Below are 20,788 nucleotides of genomic sequence, written 5' to 3'. Positions count from 1 at the left end.
ATGTTTTGCCTAGTAAAACGGTACTTTTTGGTAGCGTTTTACTACTATTTTAAGGCTAAAGTGGAAGAGGTGTGAGAAGGGAGAGGAATTACAATAAAGAATATTAAACAGTACGATAAAATTTCTGGTGAACTTTTAAAAACGCTTGGATATGTAGATGAAACTCTAAATAACAGAGGTAACAAATCAATCGACGAAATAAGAAAAGCAGAGTATCTTTTAAATAGAATCCAACAAGATTTATCAATAATGCAATTAACTCTTAATAGAAGAAAAAAAATCACTAACCAAGGTAGAATTGCCAAATGAGGTGACAAAATTGAGTAACAATATTAAAAAGCCTGAGCTAAAAGGTTGGCTTTTTTGGGTCATAGCTTTAACACTTGTAGTTGTGATTACTGGATCATTAAAATAGGTAAAACCCTAATAAAAGAAAGATATCAGGGTTTTACCTATTTTTATTTACTTGCCCAAATCTTAACATCATCTCCTATGGTCATTTTCAACTTCCATCAAATGAGTATATGCACTAGTCTTCTTCCAACCCTCCAAGTCGAATTACAAAGAACTAGAAGTAGCTAAGATTTATGCTAACATCATTCTCTCAGTTTTACGTTAACCGAAAGAGCACATCATTTCTATTCGCATCATCCTTTTAAAGGCATATTCAATTCCTACTAATCTCCTTAAGATGCTGCCATTTTCTTGTTTTCTATGTTTGCCTTCAAATAGTTTTGACAATGGAGAAATGAAATATTAAATTTGCTCGCTGTTTTGATAATACACGTAACAACAACCTTAAATAACATTTCAGTAATAGGTACATAAATAATAGTTATTACTGATAAAATTCAATAGTAGCGTATATTGGGAATGTGGTACCGAGGGTCTGAGCCAACCGTTCCTGTTGGAAATAAACCGATAGCTATACCATTCACAGCACTGTGAGGGTTCTTTTTAGGAAGCATTTTAAGCTGAAGTATTAATAATTTGTACATATGTAAGCAATATACTAAGGACTTTTAATGTCATCTTGTTAATAAAAATACTTATAAACTTATTATTCATTTATTGAGCTTGAAAGATGAATAACCTTAGTTTAAAACATTAATAGTTATAGCATGTTGACTAATGGAATTCATTAGAAGAGTTTTTATTAAAACTGGAGAAATTCTAAAGAAAACGAAAAGAAAGGTACAAAATTAACATGTCAAAAATAAGCAACTTTGTATTTACATCACTAGAAACTAAAAATTTATATTTAAAATTATTAACTTTAGATGACGCTGCAGATGTTTATAAACATTTCAGAGACGAAAATATTACAAGATATATGGATATTGAACCATGCAAGGATATAAAAGAAGCTAAGGAAATAATTCAATTTCATATTGATGATGCTGGATGTCGATGGGGTATATATATGAAGAATAATAATGAGTTCGTAGGAACTTGTGGGTTTCATTATTTAAGGCAGTCTCATAATGTATTTAATGCTGAAATTGGATTTGATTTATCAAGTAATTATTGGGGAAAAGGAATAATGTTTGAGGTGTTGCAGGAAATAATTAAATATGGATTTGAATATATGAAGTTAGATGTGATCGATGCTACAGTAGAACAACAGAATGAAAGATCACAACGATTGATGAATAAATTAGGCTTTATAAAAGCACCAAAATTACAAGATAATCTCATCTACTATTTTCTGAACAAGAAAGACATACTTTTCACAAAATAATGCCACAAATAGAAAAATAGTCGTTAAACTTTGGGAGCGATGAATAGCCATTTTAATGGTGGCTTTCACATTGTTTGTTGTTTTTCGTTTTATGAAGTACACGTACATAAAGTGAGTCCATGGCATCTTCTCTTCTTACACTTTTTATAGTATTTGTATTAATATGATAACAGAAGCAAGGTAGTTTACGATAAGAGTCTTAAATATTATAAACACAATAACTAAAGAGAAGGCTTTTTGTGCTGATGGCCAAGCTGAAATTGTTTCGAAATGACGCGTATCTGAAATGAGGATATGCGTCATTTTTATTTTTTGAGCCATATAGTTAAATAACAGTAAAGCTTCAACTGATAATAGTTAAAAGAAGTGTTATTAAGAGCAAAGTTGTTGAATAAGATTTTTTAGAAGACCGTAAAAAGTGTTCTAAGTAGTTTGACATTGGGGTTTTCAAGAAACCACATGAACCGAAAACTTTAGTGAGTATGGCCGTGGATCTAAAAGAAAATTTATGCTTTTGGAGGTATAACAAAATGGCTGAAGTAATTTATCATGTTGCAGTGTCATTAGATAACTTTATTGCTGATCAAGGGATGTTAACGGGGAATCTTGAGGAAACTCTCTTTTTATTTGAAGGAGATCATGTCCCTGATTTTCTAACAGATATTCAACAATTTGATTCATTATTGATGGGTGGAAAAACATATGAATTTGGATTTAAATTTGGTCATAAACCAGGTGAACCTAGCTATAAGGGCATAAAACATTACATTTTTTCAAGCTCTTTGCAGTTTGAATCCAATGAGGAAGTAGAACTTATCAAAGAAAATTCTATAGACTTTATCAAGGATCTCAAGCAGCAAGAGAACTGCAAAATCTGGCTATGTGGCGGTGGAGAATTAGCAGGATCATTGATTAAACATAAACTCATTGATCAATTAGTACTAAAGATTAATCCTATTATAATCGGTGAAGGAATTGCATTGTTCGGTAACATTAAGCCATGTTTTAAATTAGAATTGGTGGATATGAAACAGTATTCTAATGGAATTATTAAACCTACTTACAATATTATTTATACTTAGAATTTATTGTAGTATCGTAACCATATAATTACTATTAGAGTGGTTAATTCATTCAGATGGAAACAAATATATTATTAGAGTTTGGTTAAAAGCTGACGAACCACATAAGGAAACATTGTATCTATAGGAGTTAATGTTGACAACAGACTGGCAGTTTTCTTATGATAAACGATTTACTACTATGACGGAGTGAAGCTATTGTTGTAGCCTAGGCTTAAAATAGGACAAATGTCAACTTTTAAGTAATAAAATCTATCATATTTAACAAGAATATTATATTCAAAATCGTAGGTGAACAATTCCTGCGATTTTTTTTGAACAGGGCATAGTTGGCTTGCACGATAATGTCGTTTTAAGTGAAGATGGAGAACCGAGTAATATGGGAATAGTTGCTATTAATTTCACTTCAAATGGCATAGTATAGTCAATAACATTAGATTTATCAACTAGAATCACTAACAAGAACGAAGATAGATGTGATGGGAGTGAAGGGATAAAGTCATCTTTTTTGCTTAAGGCTCTTTTACTAAGCTTTTTAACTCATAAATTGTAAAAGTAAGTTAGATGGCAGGATACTATGTGTATACGTGCTTATATCTTAGAACGTAAAGCAACAACCAATGCGAAAACGGTAATGTCCAATGAAGTGGAGTGTCTAGATTCAATTATTAACTAATCGAAATCGAAATACATAAATTTATTCACAAATATATGACTGTACTTAAGCAAGCTCTACAAATTGATAGGGCTAAATAGTCTTAACTGTTAAAATGCATGACTAGCTACATGTCCTTGAAAATTCAAAATGTCTGTAACTCGTATTCGTTGAATCTCGCTTAACTCAGATAAAGGAAACCATGTATACTCAGAGTGCTCAGAGCTGAGCACAATCTTAGCACGCGAGTGGAATGGAACAACGCAATATTGCAGCCTGGGTATTTCTTATACTATGGTAATAAACTCCTGTTAATATAGCATCTTCAACATCTACTCCAAGTTCTTCACTATATTCAGCTTGATGAATAGTTTCTCCAGGTGCAACATTCCCACCTCGTAAGCTCCACCCTTTATTCCCGTATGTTTGCTTTAATAGGAGAACATTACCATTATTGCGTGAGAACCAAATCTAAAAGTATCATTGAAAGTCATGTTTTCCCCCCGTCGTAAGTCTTTGTTAGATTACTATATTATCTATTCCACAGAAATACTGTATAATCCAATGTTTATAAAGAACCAAATAAAATGAATTTTGTTGTAGGCTGATTCTCAATAAAGCTAATTTTTCTAACTTCAGTTTCTTTACTTGGTGAATAGGGGCTTTTTTTGTTTGAGGGCATTCTACTAATGCTACTTAAAACTAATAATTTTTACAATATAAGCTTAAGTGACTAAATTGTTATTTTACAGTCACTAGAAAGTCATTTTAGCTAAGTATATTTAAGATGTACCAAATATTTAGATGCATTCCAGCATCAAGAAAGGAAGTTTTTTAAATGAAAAATACAAAGAAATTTATCGCTACTGCGTCATTATCAGCATTATTACTTGGAGGAGGGCTCACAGCACTTAACACTGATGTATTCGCTGCTTATGAGAAATCAAATTCTAAGCTAGTTGAAGTATTATCACATGAATCGATAACAAAAGCAAAAAACATTACAGAGATCGATAATATTCAATATGAAGATTTTAAGTTTGGTGAATTTTACGGTGGTTTTAGTATTCATTATAATGAAAATGGGACAACCAAAGTAACAAGCTTCACTGGAGAATCCATATTAGTAGATAATGAAGTTTTTAATAAATACTCAAATGAAGAGATTTTGGAACAGTTATTTGAAACTGAGAATTCTGATGTTACAGCTGAAGTCATACAAGAGCTTAAGAGAAAAGAAGCTTCCATCATACGAATAGATCCATGGGCGATGTTGTATAATGAAATAGAAAGCAAGAAGATTGATACTGAAGGAAAGACATTTGGACAATTGTACGATGAGAGTGATTTGAAAAAATTCGAGGCTCCTGAAAAATTCTTGTCCTATGCTAATTTTTATGGCATAGAGGTGGAGGGTAAAACAACGGAAGAAATTAAGGATGAGGTGCTTAATATAAATGCTTCCTTAAAACTTATGGAGGAATCAAGAGATTTGCTTTACGATCCAAATTGGTTAGTGGAGGAAGAAAAATGGTGGGTTGAAATCTATGGAGCTCAGCAAACAGATCAGTAAGATTGCCATAGAAATAATAGGGCACATACCAACTTATTATGTAATATAAATGAGCAACGAGGTGAGACCTTCATTAAGGTATCACCTTTTGTTATGTAGGATAATAGAAATTATGCTAAATAGGCAGTAAATTATGAGTAAACAACACTGGGATTTATTTAAATATTAGATTTTTTCTTATTTTTGAGGAACATAATGAATATTTTGTTGAGTAAAACTTATTCATAATTACTGCTTCTTCAATGTTTTTAATTACATATTTGCAACTTTTACATGACGGTATCCATATTACATATATATAATATGCTTTCCCATTAACAAATGACGGATCAGTATTGTATTGTAACATTAGACTAAAACAGGGTAGGAGTTGAAATGATGCCTTTATGGTTATTTGTCATAAGTATATTTGGCGGGTTACTTTGTTTAGGTTTTATTATTGATTATAGGGTTAAGAAAAAGAATATAAGAATGGAACCAGAAGAGGGAATAAAAAATGCTTCGAATTCTCAGCAAATATATACTGAACAATATCTTGACCAAGTAAGAAAAAATACAGGAGACGATAATTTACATTAAACGTTTAAAAAGAGGGGAATAAATTTGAAAAAAATAAGTATGACATTAATAATGATGTTAGTAGTAATAACATCCTGTTCTAAAGAAGAAATTATAACATATGAATACACATTTAGAGGCGAAGGGGGATATTGGAAAGGTACATTTATTACAGCTGGTACACAAATTTGGGGAGATGAAAAGGGACGGCTCACATATGATCATGAAGATAATGAAGCGTTTATGTTGGAGTATATTGGAGAAGCTAATGAGATTTCACAAATAAAGACTCTAGAGTATAGCTATAAAACATCTTCGGGAGGACATAATAGTAGAAGAACGTTTACTGAGCCACCAACTGAGAAAATATTTACTTCATCTAGCTCTTCAAAAGGTGGTGCAAAAGTTCAGGAGAATGAAATAATACAAGTTACTATAAAGTGGGATCAGTTTGAAGAAGAATTTGAACTAATTAATGAAAATAATTAATCTTTGTTAAGGTAATAAAATTAAATTAGAAATTTTCGTTAACATCTAGAAAATATGTAAATCCTTGAGAAAAGTGAAAAATGATTTTTAGTATTATTAGCATTATACTAGATTTATGGGTTTTGGGGTGCAATACCTATAGACCGACTAATTCCATTTTTATAATAAGTACGTATCTCTTTATTCTAAATGATAGGTTAATAACTTTTTACAGTATTAACTTTTATTCCTAATTGCAGAAAATACGAAAAACTGTGCCATAGAAATAAGATAACTTAAGGACCCACAGTGATTCTTGTGGTTGTTGAAGGACTGGAGCCAACCCTTTTTGTTATTGAATACGCCAGCAAAATTTTACACCGGCATGATAATGGAGTGAGGAATTTCTTAGCGAAAGTAAAGATAACCTAATGTTCTTGTATATTTCCCTGTATGTGCACTTTTTTGCTTAACTTTTACTTATTTTGTGCAAAATTTTTTTGCTTTCTTCGTCCTTTAATCTAGGCGTGCGACCTATTTGTGTGTAGACTTCTTTTTCTTCTAAGAGTTGTCTGGGATTAAGAACTTTTGCAGATATTCCATGCAACATAAACCTTTGGGATGACAGAGAGTCTGCTCGCCATACCCATTCAGGTAATTCGTTCATAATAAGTTTTCCATTTTCGGAATAAGTTATGTAACTATATGTAATCTCTACACTATCCTTCTTGAAATCAGACTGCCTATTACGAAACTCTTTTCTAACTGGAGTTTGTTCATAGCCTGCTTTTTTTAGTTCATTTTCTAATCGTTCTCGATCGTGTATCCAAGTTACTATATCAATATCATCATGAGGTCTAGTAACCTTTCCGAGTAGAAAGTCAATTGCCCATCCCCCACGTAGCCAAAATTCTATTTTAAGTGTCGCAGAAATTGAACTGATATCACTTAAAACTGTTAATTGGGATTCAGTTTGTTTATTGAAAAATTCTTTTATCATGTGAAACCTCCATTTTTCAACTATCATACTTAATTACTTTTATTTGAGGAATTAATTTTTAAGTTATTTGGTTAATTCTATAATATAAGAATAACATAGTGGGGATGTGATGAATGCTATTACTAATGGTTACTCATGCTAGAAATTGGTTCCTTCTTAGATAACACCACAAAAATGTTTCTAAAAATAATGTACATAAAAAATGGTTCCATTCAGAAAAATTGGATATTCTAGTATAAAGCAGTATCCGTTAATATTTGTTAAATGAGGATGATAACTTTTAAATGAACAAATTGGCCTAATAAGTAGTTCATTACTAGTGGTAAGGGCATATTTAGTACTTTAGAATGAATAAACCAAATGTCATTTTACTGAAGGGACCAAAAGAGGCTTCATATTTACACAGCACATTAAGTTGTGTAAATAAATGTATAGTTGTCATACATTCAACACAAAATATATTTACTACTATCGTTACAATCCTTTTTTATAATAATGATTTACATTCGTTTTCTTCATTTAGTTCAAAGCACTCATTTACGGGTGCTTTTTATACTTTGATGAGATTCCTAATTAACATGGAGGTATAGAACATGGAAAAAATTATAGCATTTGTTGCAGCTTTAGTTTTTTTTCTAACTCTTACATATTTTGAAGAAAACATACTAGCTGAAGAAAACTCTAATAATATTATAAAGGTTGAGAGTATTATTGAATCAGTAAATTCAATTACTATAATTTGGGATGACGCTGAGCATGTTAATAATATTTACAGAGATGGGAGGAGATTACATATTGGAAAGGATAATAAAATTATTGATACTGACTTAAAACCTGGATATATATATACATATATTATAGAAGCTTTAGATTCCAAAGGAAAAATATTGGATGTTGTAAAAATACAAACTTCTACAGAAACGACTGACAAAAATACCGATGATTCATTGGGAGATATGGTTGTAACAACAATCGGAAAAAATTCATATATCACTATTGATTGGGATGATATTGAATACATAACAAGCTATGAAATATTTAGAAATGATGAACATCTTACTACAGTAATGAAAAGTGAATTTACAGATCATAAAATTACATTAGATGAAGAGTACACATATAAAATCGTTGGCAAAAGAAAAGTCAAAAAAGATAAAAGAGATAAAATAGACAAAGATATAAATAACGTTAGGCTTCAGAACAAACAAAAAGAAGAATTGTATATAGAAGAATTTGAAATAAGTAAATATGTTGGTGCTATGAGAAATCACATAGTAGGAGAAAGTGAAGATTTCATGGTTCAAGACTTGACTAAGCGATGGGAAATTAGCTATACGACGTTCCTTAAAGATGAATGGGTTAAGAATCCAAACGGGCTTTCAAAATACAAATGGTTTTCTGGTGATAAAAGAGGGTATAGTGCTACTAGTTTAAGTTACAGAACAAGAACATATGTACATATTTGCTTTTGTTCAGCATCTGAATCACTTACGGTAGAAAGAGACGTTGGTACAACTCATGGGTACGATGCTAATAAAAAACTGCTTGATAGTGATACAGCATCTGAAGATGGAATAGTATTAATTAATGTTGATCTAGATTCATCTAAAATAAAATTTGATGTAGACCACGCTGTTGGTAATCCTTTAGTTGCTTCTCTAGATGTAAACTATGAATTAGAGGGTGAATTTTATAGTAATGGGAATTACAAACTTTCTGGAGAACATGACCAAGCTCCTCATCATGAAGTATATTTAAAAGAGAACAACAGCATTTCTTGGGAAACAGTGTACAAAGCAGCGAGTAAAGGTATTGAATGGCTTGCTCCACCATTTGTTAATAAAAAATGGACAAAATCAAACTTTTAATAATTTTTAAAACAGTATTTCTATGAATGTAAAGTGAAAATAATTAGTTATTGGTATCAAGCTGTTTTGTATTGATCTAAAGTAGGAATGACCGGCTTAATTTATACGTGTTCATTAAGGGGCTTTGATAAAGCCTAGTCCTTTTATGGTAACAATTGCAACTAATCTGACGAAAAGAGCTTCGTTTTTTATTCGATAAGAGTTTAACATGAAACAACCTCTTTCGAAAATTCTAATGGAGGAATGAGCATGTTACATAAAACCTTAGTATCAGTTATTTCTGCGATTGTAATAAGTTTAATTCTAGCAATCTATAGTTATACTCCACAATTAGAACGGTTTTCAAATTCAAGTTACACTTCTTTTTCAGGTTTAGTGAGTCTTTACCTGATTGTCGTAACTCCGGTGTTGGTAGTCATTGGAGTTCCAGTATCTATCTTTATTGAAAAAATGGCTGAAATAAAATTAATTAGGTCTACAGTAGATAATTACCTTTATAATATGGGGCTATATACGTTAGCGGGAGGTTTAGTTGGGAATATAATCTTTTTATTTATTTCAGTTACCGACATGATAAACTATGTGCCATTTATTTTCTTCTGCGTTGTTTCATCAATTGTCTTTTATCACATCTCTTTGTTTATACGTAAATTACTTAGTCCAAAATACTAATTAGTATGGTTTTTTCTATCTTCAAATATAGGTTAATAAATACCAAGGTCTATATAGTTTTAAAACTCTCAGAATATGTATGTCTATATTTTGCATTATTCTTTACAATTAATAAGTTAGTTAAATCATGTAATAACTTTATTTTCCTGTTGAATATAGAGTAGAACAATTAATAACGTTACAAAGCCAAATCTATAGAATTTTCCAATTCCCACATGATAAACATATCCTTCAATACCATTATTAAACAAGTATGCTATTTAACTCTTAGATGTAGCTCGTGTCCAGTGAAGGCTTGATTTATTAGAAATGGGGATATAAATATGTCTGTATAGTAGAAACGTTTGTTAGTAGAGGAAAGCTAGGAGAAGAAGGGAGTTAACAACAGAATTTTAATCATGTCGATTAAAAGAGATCGAGAAAACAATAACTCGATCTCTATTTAACATTTAATTATTTCGAGTCATATTGAAACCCAAGTATTTGATAGGTGAAGCTGAAGTCTTCTACAGCTCGAAGGTCATCAAATTCCATCATCCAAGAGCCATTACTTGTATGCTTCATGTATTCATCATATTGTTGACCATTTATTGTATAGTGAATGATTACATAATCAGAAATAAACTCTTGATTTAACCATATAGCTCCAGCATTCGGGTTAGTTCTACTCCAACGAATATCTTCATATCCGTAATCAGTATAATCATCAGCAATAATTGATTCCATATTTGATAATGACAATTCATTTCCATATTCATCTACTGCTGTCACATAATAATATTTAGTTTCATTAGCATAAATGCCATTTGAGTCAATGAAATCAGTTGCTGACGAAACTTCTGCGAGGAGTGTGCCATCGTCACCTGGTTTGAAGTCCGAGTTAGCACTTGAATATATATTGTAGTGATCAATATCTAACGTATTACTTTCCCAGCTTAGTACGATTTCTGATGGGTCTTCTTTTAAAGAGGTTGATAAGTCAATATGAGTTTCACGTGTTGTTGATTCTGCAAAGGAATGGTGTATTACAAGATTAGAAAATAAAAGAATTACTGCTGCTAGAATACTTGTTTTCTTAATATTAGATTTCAACATAAGCCCTCCTAAAGTTTTTAACTACTACCGGTATTGTAGTTTACATATTTTAACTTAGATTATTTTGGAATAAATGTAAAATTACATAAAACATTATATTTTTTGGATGAAACGTTTACATCACCTATTTGCTCAATCGTTCTATTATTATCTTAGAATTGCATTTTAATTGTAAATATAGAGGGCTAGATAAGATCTCAGAATGTTTTAGTAGTCGAAGGGTGCATGAGCAAATGCTTGACTCTTAGGAGTATGTGAGTGTGACGTGAGGTAATTCTATAACATAAAGAGTGGCCCTACAGAGATATCTATTATTAGTGTATTTTGATTCTTCACATAGCAACACTAGGTTAATGGTGTAGAGTTTTAGAACTGGACTTGATATTAAACCATACATTTTATAAAACTAACCATTTAAGTAGATCATTTATAAAAAGTAATAGTAGAGTGGTCTATTTCTATTCCATTCAGATTATTATATGAGCCTCTTTTTGTGTTAAAAAATCCACAGTTAGATCAAACCTTTTTAATAGTAAAGGATTTAGTATAAGAAATGAGCTCCTATCATGCCAAATGTCCTTCTAGTTAGTTATTCCATTAAATAAATATATTTATATATAATGTTAAAATAGGGAGTATTCAACAGAATTTAGTATGGTAATCTCTTAAAGCCGCTTCAGAAGCTGAAATCACAATAATCATTATTTTGGTACAATGATATCAGGAATTCAATTCCTAGAGTTGGATCTCATATACATCTCTTTTTGGAAAACGCTCTTGGCGAATAGCGTTTTCCTTTTTTTTTTGATACATAAGAATGAGGTAGCCCTTAATCATCTCTCAAGCCAACATCATACTTCATATTATTTTCTCATAAGCATCCAAATTGCTTTGTTATATTTTGAGATATGAAATCTTTCATAAGAAAGACATCTCTTTCTTGTAGCGTTTTTTTATTCCTTCGAGACAGTGATGGTAATACGATTGGCAATGAAATGTAACGCCACTCCTTTTATGAGGGAAGGAAAATCGAAAGAATTATAATGTTTATCAAGTATGTAGCTAGTTCTTAATAAAAAAATATAACTTACACGAAAACCACAAATTATCTCAAGTCATTTTAATAGATAAAACCCTGTACATAGAAACAAACAGTGTATAAAGATCAAATATATAACACCTTATTAAACTTCAACGTTTTTTCATGTATTTTAGTAAAGGCTTAACGGATCAAATAATCTCGCTCGGTTAAGCTTTTTTGTAATGGTGTGCTTTATTACTAACTTGATGATGTTATCAGCAAACTCCTGTTCCTTCTATGGTTTTTTCTTCATTTAGTCATCCGTCCCGTCTCCTATTTTAACAATTATTGAAAAACATTATCAGTTGTTACATGTCAAATAATTTTATTGAATCATCCTAAATGACTAAATCATTATAACTAATCCCAGGGAGATCCTTATTTAAAGTGTGGAAATAGAACGCAACTGATTAAGTTTAGCTAACAAATTGTAAAACCATGTTAGCTTATATGACTAAATTGTCATTTTAGAGTCACTGGAAAGTCATTTTAGATAAGTATATTTAAGTTGTACCACATGTTAAGAGTAATTTTGTAAAAGGACTAAATATAGCAAAGGTGAAAGGGTGGTTGAGACGATTACAAAAGATGTGAGGAGATATGGAGTCCAAAAATCAACAACCTTTTGATTAAATACGATATTGATTCTTGCATGAGTTATAGATATAAATTAGCCTACCATTTTTTATATACTTGCTATTTTTATAATAAATTCTTTGTTTATTAAACAAATTGAAAAAATAAAAGAGGTGGTTTTGTTGAATTTAATAATTGAAAATGTGACGAAACAGTTTGGAGATAAACTGGCAGTAAATGATGTATCATTCGAATTAACAGCAGGTGTTTACGGATTTTTAGGTGCAAATGGTGCGGGTAAAACGACATTAATGAGGATGCTCGTAACATTGATAAATCCAACTTCTGGGCGTATTTTATTTGATGGAAAAGATGTTGAAGATTTGGGTGATGAGTATCGAGATATTCTCGGTTATTTACCACAAGACATTGGCTTATATAAAAACTTCTCTGCTGAAAAATATTTAATGTATATCTCAGCAATTAAAGGAATTGAACAACAAGCTGCAAAGAAAAAAATTGATGAATTGTTAGAGGTTGTAAACTTATCTGAACATAAGAAGAGAAAAATCGGGAAGTTTTCTGGCGGGATGAAGCAAAGGCTAGGAATTGCCCAAGCATTATTAAATGATCCAAAGGTGTTAGTCGTTGATGAACCAACGGCTGGACTCGATCCGAAGGAACGTATTAGATTTCGCAATCTATTGTCTTCTATTTCAAAAGAGCGAATCGTTCTGTTATCTACACACATCGTTTCAGATATTGAATTTATCGCTAAAGAAATTATAGTGTTTAAAGCTGGTCAGCTCATTCAAAAGGATAAGCCTGAAGAACTGCTAGAGAACATAAGAGGATTTATTTGGACGGTTAATGTATCAGAGCAAGAAGTAATAGGTTTTCAAAATAAGTATAAGGTGAGCAATATAATTAGTAATCAAAATAAAGTAGCCCTTAGAATTATTTCTGAAAGCAAGCCTGATGAAAGAGCCATTGAAGCATCACCTAACTTAGAGGATCTATATTTATACTATTTTGATCAGGAGGTCGCACAATGAAGCAATTAGTGAAATTAGAGTTATTTAAAATATTTAGGCAAAAGAGTGTATGGTTCGCACTGTTACTTGTAACAGCTCTTCTAACTGCTAGAATCGTAATAAGCGAAGTTATTATCCCTTTTCCAGCGCAAGGGTATCAAGTAGCTGACCTCCAAGGTGAAATGGATCCTGTTTTAGAAAAATGGGAGGGAGAGTTAACGGAAGAAAAAGTGGAGAAGGCTCAAGATTTAAGGAGATCTATATATGAGAAATATGAAAAAGTATGGAATGGTAATCAAGAAATATGGGACGATGAAAAAATAGATCCAATGAATGAACTAGGCATATATCCTGCAGAAGCTGCTGAGTACTATATAGTAGATCAAATAGCAGGTACTAAAAGGTTTGTTGATGATATTGAGGACAATAGCAATGGACTAGATAGGCCCTTGAAATCTTTAGACGAGAATGATGCGTCTTATAAAAATGCCTCACTTGAAAAGAAAATGATAGATAAGTTGAATGTTGGTATTTTTGAGTATGCTGACGGAGCTAGAAGCACTATTTCGACTTTTAAACTGTTCCTTCCTATTATGTTAGGTATCACCATTTTAATAGGCTTATCCTCTATTTTTGTGAATGAAAGCTCTACAAGAATGGATCAACTCATTTATAGTTCAAGATATGGGCGCCGAACTGGTGTTACAGCAAAAATATTAGCTTCTATAATTTATGTATCGATCGTAACGGTAGGCTTGTCTACACTTAGCATATTACTAAATATGTATATGTATGGCATTAATGGTTGGGATTTACCTATACAGTTGCTTGGAACTTTCTTCTCCGAAGGGTACGCTTTATCACCTTATCATCTAACTGGATTAAGTTACATCATTATACACTTGGTTGTAATGTTTCTAGTAGCATTAATTTTTATGGCTTTCGTACTAATCGTTTCAGCCTTGTCTAAAAATACATTAGTTTCATTCATCATTAGCGCGACAATCTTTTCGTTACCAGTCGCTCCGTTAAATATAGAATTTTGGAAGCTAGTGCAGCAGTATAGCTTTATAAACTTTCTTTCGGTTCCTGAACTCACAAGTGAGTTTCATGCGTACAATTTATTTGGTGTACCAGTTCTAGATCCGTATGTACATTATCCAACCATTGTGCTACTAGGTGTTGCTCTTATCCTAGCAATATACAAAGCGATTAAAAAGAAACAGGTCTTATAATAATACAAGAAAGAATGATTCGAAAAATTACAATGAATAAAGTATAATAATAGGCTTGATATATAAACTGACCTATTAATTCGAAACAATTGAAGAATCTTACGCTACCTGCTCTCAATAAAAAAAGGGCAGGTAGTTTTATATTTCTAAAGTTGAATTATATTAATTACTACATGAAACCTTCAACATCACTACATTTATTTATACTAATTATAAAAGTTATTTACACATAGTTTATTGTATTATAACCTTGTGCCGCCGTATTATTAAGATATAGTTTTGTTAAAATTGAAGTGTCTGAATATTAAAAACAAAAATTTTGAATGTCTTATTTTAGATTTGATATAATTGATACTACAATAGTGTATAGAAATAGAGGTGTGCTAGTGAGAACTAATTTCATCAAGTTAACTGAACCTAATAATAGCCTAGTAGAAGTGTTGAATCGATGGGAAAACGATCCTACTTTAGTTCCATTGACTCGCCCTAATCAAAACAAGTCAGAATTAGATTGTCAGAAAAGTATATCGGTAGAAAACTTAATTCAACGGTTAGAACACGAACAAATCTACCTGATATATCAGGATGATCTGTTAATCGGCGAAATGAACTACATGGTCGATCCAGGCCATCTGTACAAAAAAGAGTCAGGAACTGCTTGGATAGGAATTACAATAGGTGAATCTGAAGGACGTGGTAAAGGGATTGGGTTTAAAGCGATAAGGTTTTTAGAGGATAAAATTAGAGAGGAAGGACTTAGACGTATTGAATTAGGAGTATTTGAATTTAATAATCAGGCACTGAAGTTATATCAGAAGCTTGGCTACAATGAAATCGGTCGTATTAAAGATTTCACCTATTTTCAAGGTAAAATGTGGAATGATATACGCATGGAAAAATGGATAAATCAATTATAATTAATACTTCAGTATGCGTCTCAACGTGGTTAGAATTTTTTGTAAGAAATATTAAAGAAGGCTAGTAGAAAAGTAGAACAAAGTAAATTCATACCTGTTGCAGGGGTAACAGCACATATTTATATGGATATATATCTACCGAATAAAATTGTCGGTAAATATAGAAACTATGGCAATTCAATTTTAATTGAATATGTCCGACAACCAATATATTATGTTGAAGATCATTTCATAAATAAATGCTATATTGGATTAACACATATTTGATTAACTTGATTATGATATTTCACAGCATAGTGAAGAAGCTTACTCTTAAAATGATACAACTATTTTTGACCCCGTTTCATAATATAGCGGGGTTATAAGTATTTAGCAGGTGAGAATTGGCAGGCTATGTTATTTGTGTTTTATTTACTAACAATGCAAATTTTGGTTGCTGCAAACTTTAGAGAGGAAACGATATATTAAATAGAGAATTAAAGTTAAGTGTTCAATGTTTCAAAGGAAGCTGTGTTAAAACAATAATTTACTATAATTATTTTCGATTGTTTTGTGATCCTTTACTGGGTCTGTAGCAGAAAAAATTGTAAAATAGGTGATTTATCAAATTTAATCTATTCTTAGGTATTTTATTAATACAAACCAGTTAACAAAAAAACAATAATATTTTATTGTAACAATTTTAGAAAATCAACCAATTTAGTAAAGTCAGTAGTAAGCAAATTTTAGAATGATAATGGGGTAGATTGGATGATTAAAGGCAAACTTATTGGGCAAGGAAACACTGCTGATATATATTCTCTAGGAGACAACCAAGTTATAAAGCTGTTTAAGGATGATATTCCGCTTGAAATGATTGAACGAGAGTTTACAATGAATCGTATCATACAAACTACAAAGTTATCTATTCCAAAAGTATTTAAAATTATTCAAATCGACAATCTTTATGGAATTGTGTATGAATATATAGAGGGTCCTTCATTACTTGATCAAGTCTTATCCAATCCTTCATTGGTTAAAGAAGCTGCCCAAACTATTAGCGATCTACATGTTGACATACATAAAACAATAATTTCTGAAGAAGCTCCCTCGCAAAAGGTGATATATGAGCGAAACATTCAACAATCAAACATATTGTCAAATATAATGAAAGAGCAAATAATAGATTATTTACACACACTTCCTGAAGATAATTTCCTTTGCCATGGTGACTTTCATCCTGGCAATGTCATCACTTCTTCAAATGGACTAGTAATTATTGATTGGATGACTGCTATGAGAGGAAATCAGGCAGCCGATGTAGCTCGCACTATATTAATTCTTAAATTTGGCATTATACCAGACAGTATACCCATTAGAATTAGAGAAAGTTTTAACAGAATTCGTTTTACATTATTAGATGAATACACAAACCGTTATCTTCACAAGTCAAATATGACCATAGAGCAAATTGAACAGTGGTTTCTTCCAGTAGCAGCAGCTCGATTAGTAGAAAGGCTTCCTATGGAGGAGAAAAATGCATTATTAATATATATAAATAACCTACTTAAAAGTAGTTATCTGATGAAATGAGGAAGGTAAGGACTTAGTCTTATGGGTATGGTTATAAAATTCACTAATGCTAATTTAAATAGTAGTTGTTAAGATAAAGAAGAGTGCTATGAACAGAGAGTCATTATATAATTGCACCTTCCTCGAAGCGTTTTTCTTTATTGAAAGGGCCATATGGTGGCATAATCGCTAGTAGTGAACATAAAGGAAAGTGAAGATGTAAAGTGTGATTGAAGCAGCTAAAGAAAATGAATTAAATTAATGCTTTGTTATTTATCATCTTTTTAAATTGTCGCAGATAGATCAAATTCCTGTCAGTCTTAAGGAGGAGATTAAGGTCATTTAGGTAATCAGGTTAAAATCCAATGCGATGGTTGCAGTGTTAGCGCGAGAATAACACACAAAAGTTGGCTCTATCTCTATTCATGATATAGAGGTAGGGGATTAAATGCCGCCCCCTACCTTGACAAATCTTATTGTTGTTTGTAACGCTTAAATATAATTTTTTTCCATAGTTTCATTCATTGTACGTTTATTACGTTTAAGTTTCTTGGTTAAATGTTCGATTATATATAGCAAAATCGGTATTATAATTAATGTTATCAAAGTTGAAAAGAGTAGACCGAATGAAATAACAGTTGCTAAAGGAGATTGAAAATTACTACCTATACCACTGTCGAAAACTAATGGAAGCATACCACCTATCGTTGTAAATGTCGTCATAAAGATAGGACGAAGTCTTTGGCTACCAGATAATGCTACACTGTCTTTTATGCTCATATTTCCCTCTTTGCGAATTTGAATAAATTGATCAATTAACAATATAGCGTTATTTACCACAATTCCAATTAAAATAATAACCCCAATAGATGATAATGCATTTAACTCATTGCCTGTTACGGCAAGACCAATAATTACTCCTATTGATGTAAATGGAATAATGGACATGACCAGAATAGGTTTAGCCAAGCTATTAAACTGAAGAGCCAATACTCCGTAGACAAGAAATAAGGAAAGAACTAAGACAAAGATTAATTCATTATATGTTGTAGCTTGATCTTTCAATTTTCCGGACAATTGTACAGTGTAACCAATTGGTAAATCAAGATCATCAATCATCAATTCCACATCATCTAGAATAGATCCCATGTCTCTATCACTGACATTTCCAAAAATTTTGATTAGGCGTTCTCCTTCATAATGTTGAAAATCAATTGGAGATGAAACTCTTGAAACTTGAGCTACATTCTTTAATGGAATTGACCCACCTTGAACATTAATCAATATATTTTCGATACTAGTTATATCTTTAAAATCTTCTTGATTTTTGAGGCGGATTTTATATTCCTCATTCGATGATGTCCAACTTCCAATTGGTATATTTACTAAGGCTTGTTGCAATTGTAAATTAACTTCTTGTTCTGTAATGTTATGTTGATTTAGTAATGATTTATTGTAAATCACTTCATGGTCATCCGATTGCCTTTGTAAATCTGAATTAACACTTGTAATTCCATCGATTTTTTTCAGTGAGTTTATTACATTGTTTGAGATATTCTCTAATTCTTTATAGTCATTTCCTGTTACTAACAGTGAAACAGGTGAACTTCCATTACTATTTACACCACTTACAACTGTAATATATTCGCGTTCAACTAATGGATCCATTATTCCTTGAATTTCATTATTTATTTCTTTTTGAGTTCGTTTAGATTCTTCTATTGGTGTCATGTTTACTAGTAACCAAAAGAGGTCAGGGGCAACTTCCACCAATGAATAGTCTTCTATTTCATTCACGTTATTTAATTCGTTTTGAATATAATTCTGTACTGATTCCTTATCTTCGAACTTTGTGCCTGTCTCAAATAATATGGTAGCCTCTGCTTGTCTGTGGTGTATATCTGGCATTAATCCAAAGGGTATTGTTGGTAGAAGAGCAATAGAACTACCAAATAAAATAATAAATGCAATTAAAGCTGATGCAATTCTTCTCTTTTTCAATAATATCCAATGAATTGTTTTTGTGTAAGTAATGTGAAACCAATTAGATCTAATATTATCTTTCACGACGACATTCTTAATAAAAATATTTGCTAAGGAAGGTATTGCTAAAAATGCAATTACTACAGAACTTAAGATAGATACAATCATAACCATAGCCAATACTTTTATATAAGTACCTATCTCATCACTTAACATAAATGTTGGTAAAAAGACGATAAGTGTTGTTGACATTGAAGCAATAATTGGACTTGCCACATCACGTGTTCCTTTAATAACTGCCTTTATTGGTGCAAGACCATCTTGATACTTTTTATAGATAGACTCTAACAGAACAATTGTAGAGTCAACCATCATACCAATGGAAAGACCTAAACCGATTAAAGTTAACAAATTAAAAGAAAAGCCAAAGAAATACATTGTGGAAATTGTTAATAGTACACTAAAAACAATGGATGTTCCAGCAATTAAAGTTGCTCTTATATTTCGTAAGAAAACAAGAAGTATAATTAAGGAAAGAATTCCTCCAAGTAAAATGTTCTGCTGAACACCGTTTAATGCCATATTCATAAAATTAGCATTAGACGTGAGGATATTTAATTCAAACCCATTAATTGTTCCTTCATCTTTAAGTGCTTTAATTTCTTTTTCTACAGCATTTGTCAGGTCTATTTCGGAATATTCATCATGGCGACCGACTCTTATCATTAAATAATTGTTATTCCCTGTTTTTGAAGTAATAGCGGGATTCCCACTTGACTGAATATATACATTGCTTACTTCATCTAATGTTACGTTACCATTTTGAGTTGGCAGTAAAATTGATTTTAAATTGGTTATACTCGATTGTGTTGGTTCCCAACGTATAGTTATATTATCAGAATCATTAGCTATATTTCCTATGTTTTGTCCTTTTAAAAAGTTTGTAATTGTTCCTTGAAGCTGTTGTAATGAAATATTGTGTTCTTTAAGCTTTTCATGATTAAAAGAAATAATCATCTCTTTATCTACCATGCCAGTAACTTTCATTGCCTTTACCTCTGGTAGTGCCATGAAGCGAGGTTCTAATGTTTGTTTTACAAAATTTGATAGCTCTTCTTTATCTTTACCGTATATATCTATCCATAAATCATATTGATATACAGTAGAATCTTGTCTAGATTTAACAATAATATTTTCTAAAGTTGACTGAGTATCATTAGCTAGCCTTTCGATTTTTGGGTAAATTTGATCTCCTTTTCCTTCTTCCATTTCAATATTGATTTGTGCTTGGTTATCTCTTGTTGTAGATGAGTAAGATAAGATTCCATCAATACCATCTAATTCAGCTTCAACTCGGTTTGTAACTTCTTTTTCAAGTTCAACTGAGTTTAGATTTTCACCATAAATATCAATTGTAGCACTGCTAAAATTAATGACTGGCAATAACTCAAGTTTCATTTTTGGGAATGTAAATATTCCAAGAGAAATAATAAGAATTAAACTTATTGAGACGAGTATTTTTTGTTTTAATATCCAATTTATCATTAAATATACCTACCTTTTTTAAAATATATCGTTATACGATGGTTTAACATAAAAATTAATGCTCCATAAAGAGCACGGTTTATTAATGTAAATTAAAATTTGTAGCAGCTATACAGCTAAAAATAATTTAATAAAATATATCGTTATACGATGG

The 20,788-nt window shown here is 31.2% G+C and carries 16 protein-coding genes; 11 read left to right on the top strand and 5 right to left on the bottom strand.

Annotated features, from left to right (window positions below; all coding sequences use genetic code 11):
- Positions 1-851: 851 nt before the first annotated feature.
- Complete coding sequence (locus tag ACSVDA_RS04375; RefSeq protein ID WP_485881156.1) at positions 852-998, bottom strand: hypothetical protein; 147 nt, start codon at positions 996-998, stop codon at positions 852-854.
- Between the two features lie 209 nt (positions 999-1,207).
- On the opposite strand from ACSVDA_RS04375, the gene ACSVDA_RS04370 reads away from it, so the two are divergent.
- Positions 1,208-1,741 (top strand): GNAT family N-acetyltransferase, encoded by a 534-nt coding sequence (locus ACSVDA_RS04370; RefSeq protein WP_485881154.1) that lies wholly within the window; start codon positions 1,208-1,210, stop codon positions 1,739-1,741.
- Positions 1,742-2,271: 530 nt separating this feature from the next.
- Entirely contained in the window at positions 2,272-2,823 is a 552-nt protein-coding gene (locus ACSVDA_RS04365) for a dihydrofolate reductase family protein (RefSeq protein ID WP_485881153.1), read from the top strand.
- Between the two features lie 892 nt (positions 2,824-3,715).
- Here the strand turns inward: ACSVDA_RS04365 and ACSVDA_RS04360 are convergent.
- Positions 3,716-3,949, bottom strand: coding sequence for an NUDIX domain-containing protein (locus ACSVDA_RS04360; RefSeq protein ID WP_485881202.1), 234 nt, complete (start codon positions 3,947-3,949; stop codon positions 3,716-3,718).
- 367 nt (positions 3,950-4,316) lie between these two features.
- On the opposite strand from ACSVDA_RS04360, the gene ACSVDA_RS04355 reads away from it, so the two are divergent.
- The 3 genes from ACSVDA_RS04355 to ACSVDA_RS04345 all read left to right on the top strand — a co-directional run bounded on the left by ACSVDA_RS04355 (position 4,317) and on the right by ACSVDA_RS04345 (position 6,098).
- A complete protein-coding gene (locus tag ACSVDA_RS04355; protein WP_485881151.1) occupies positions 4,317-5,051 on the top strand; it encodes a hypothetical protein in 735 nt (244 codons plus the stop codon).
- 378 nt (positions 5,052-5,429) lie between these two features.
- On the top strand, positions 5,430-5,630 hold the full coding sequence (locus ACSVDA_RS04350) for a hypothetical protein (protein ID WP_485881149.1): 201 nt from the start codon (positions 5,430-5,432) through the stop codon (positions 5,628-5,630).
- Between the two features lie 24 nt (positions 5,631-5,654).
- Positions 5,655-6,098: a hypothetical protein gene (locus tag ACSVDA_RS04345; RefSeq protein ID WP_485881147.1), complete on the top strand. Its 444-nt coding sequence runs from the start codon at positions 5,655-5,657 to the stop codon at positions 6,096-6,098.
- Between the two features lie 448 nt (positions 6,099-6,546).
- Here ACSVDA_RS04345 and ACSVDA_RS04340 read toward each other — a convergent pair whose 3' ends face one another.
- On the bottom strand, positions 6,547-7,077 hold the full coding sequence (locus tag ACSVDA_RS04340) for a nucleotidyltransferase domain-containing protein (RefSeq protein WP_485881145.1): 531 nt from the start codon (positions 7,075-7,077) through the stop codon (positions 6,547-6,549).
- A gap of 593 nt (positions 7,078-7,670) precedes the next feature.
- On the opposite strand from ACSVDA_RS04340, the gene ACSVDA_RS04335 reads away from it, so the two are divergent.
- Together ACSVDA_RS04335 and ACSVDA_RS04330 are read left to right on the top strand one after the other, a co-directional pair.
- Positions 7,671-8,945, top strand: a complete 1,275-nt coding sequence (locus ACSVDA_RS04335) for a hypothetical protein (RefSeq protein WP_485881143.1) — start codon at positions 7,671-7,673, stop codon at positions 8,943-8,945.
- 249 nt (positions 8,946-9,194) lie between these two features.
- Positions 9,195-9,617, top strand: coding sequence for a hypothetical protein (locus ACSVDA_RS04330; RefSeq protein WP_485881141.1), 423 nt, complete (start codon positions 9,195-9,197; stop codon positions 9,615-9,617).
- Between the two features lie 453 nt (positions 9,618-10,070).
- Here the strand turns inward: ACSVDA_RS04330 and ACSVDA_RS04325 are convergent, their stop codons facing one another.
- On the bottom strand, positions 10,071-10,709 hold the full coding sequence (locus ACSVDA_RS04325; protein ID WP_485881139.1) for a hypothetical protein: 639 nt from the start codon (positions 10,707-10,709) through the stop codon (positions 10,071-10,073).
- A gap of 1,842 nt (positions 10,710-12,551) precedes the next feature.
- Between ACSVDA_RS04325 and ACSVDA_RS04320 the strand changes: the two genes are divergently transcribed.
- From ACSVDA_RS04320 to ACSVDA_RS04305, 4 genes are all read left to right on the top strand, one after another.
- Positions 12,552-13,424, top strand: coding sequence for an ABC transporter ATP-binding protein (locus ACSVDA_RS04320; RefSeq protein ID WP_485881137.1), 873 nt, complete (start codon positions 12,552-12,554; stop codon positions 13,422-13,424).
- Positions 13,421-14,638, top strand: coding sequence for an ABC transporter permease (locus ACSVDA_RS04315; RefSeq protein ID WP_485881136.1), 1,218 nt, complete (start codon positions 13,421-13,423; stop codon positions 14,636-14,638). The genes ACSVDA_RS04320 and ACSVDA_RS04315 overlap by 4 nt, the downstream gene beginning before the upstream one ends.
- Positions 14,639-15,024: 386 nt before the next feature.
- On the top strand, positions 15,025-15,555 hold the full coding sequence (locus tag ACSVDA_RS04310) for a GNAT family N-acetyltransferase (RefSeq protein ID WP_485881134.1): 531 nt from the start codon (positions 15,025-15,027) through the stop codon (positions 15,553-15,555).
- 750 nt (positions 15,556-16,305) lie between these two features.
- The gene (locus ACSVDA_RS04305) at positions 16,306-17,127 is read left to right on the top strand and encodes an aminoglycoside phosphotransferase family protein (protein ID WP_485881132.1); all 822 of its coding nucleotides are present in this window, start codon (positions 16,306-16,308) and stop codon (positions 17,125-17,127) included.
- Positions 17,128-17,598: 471 nt separating this feature from the next.
- On the opposite strand, the gene ACSVDA_RS04300 is transcribed toward ACSVDA_RS04305, so the two are convergent.
- Positions 17,599-20,634: an efflux RND transporter permease subunit gene (locus ACSVDA_RS04300; protein WP_485881130.1), complete on the bottom strand. Its 3,036-nt coding sequence runs from the start codon at positions 20,632-20,634 to the stop codon at positions 17,599-17,601.
- Positions 20,635-20,788: the final 154 nt, after the last annotated feature.

The organism is Cytobacillus sp. Hm23 (assembly GCF_051842895.1).
In the GTDB taxonomy this organism is placed as follows: domain Bacteria; phylum Bacillota; class Bacilli; order Bacillales; family SM2101; genus Nanhaiella.
The sequence above is the reverse complement of the archived record's forward strand: the minus strand, read 5'-3'. Positions and strand labels throughout refer to the sequence as shown.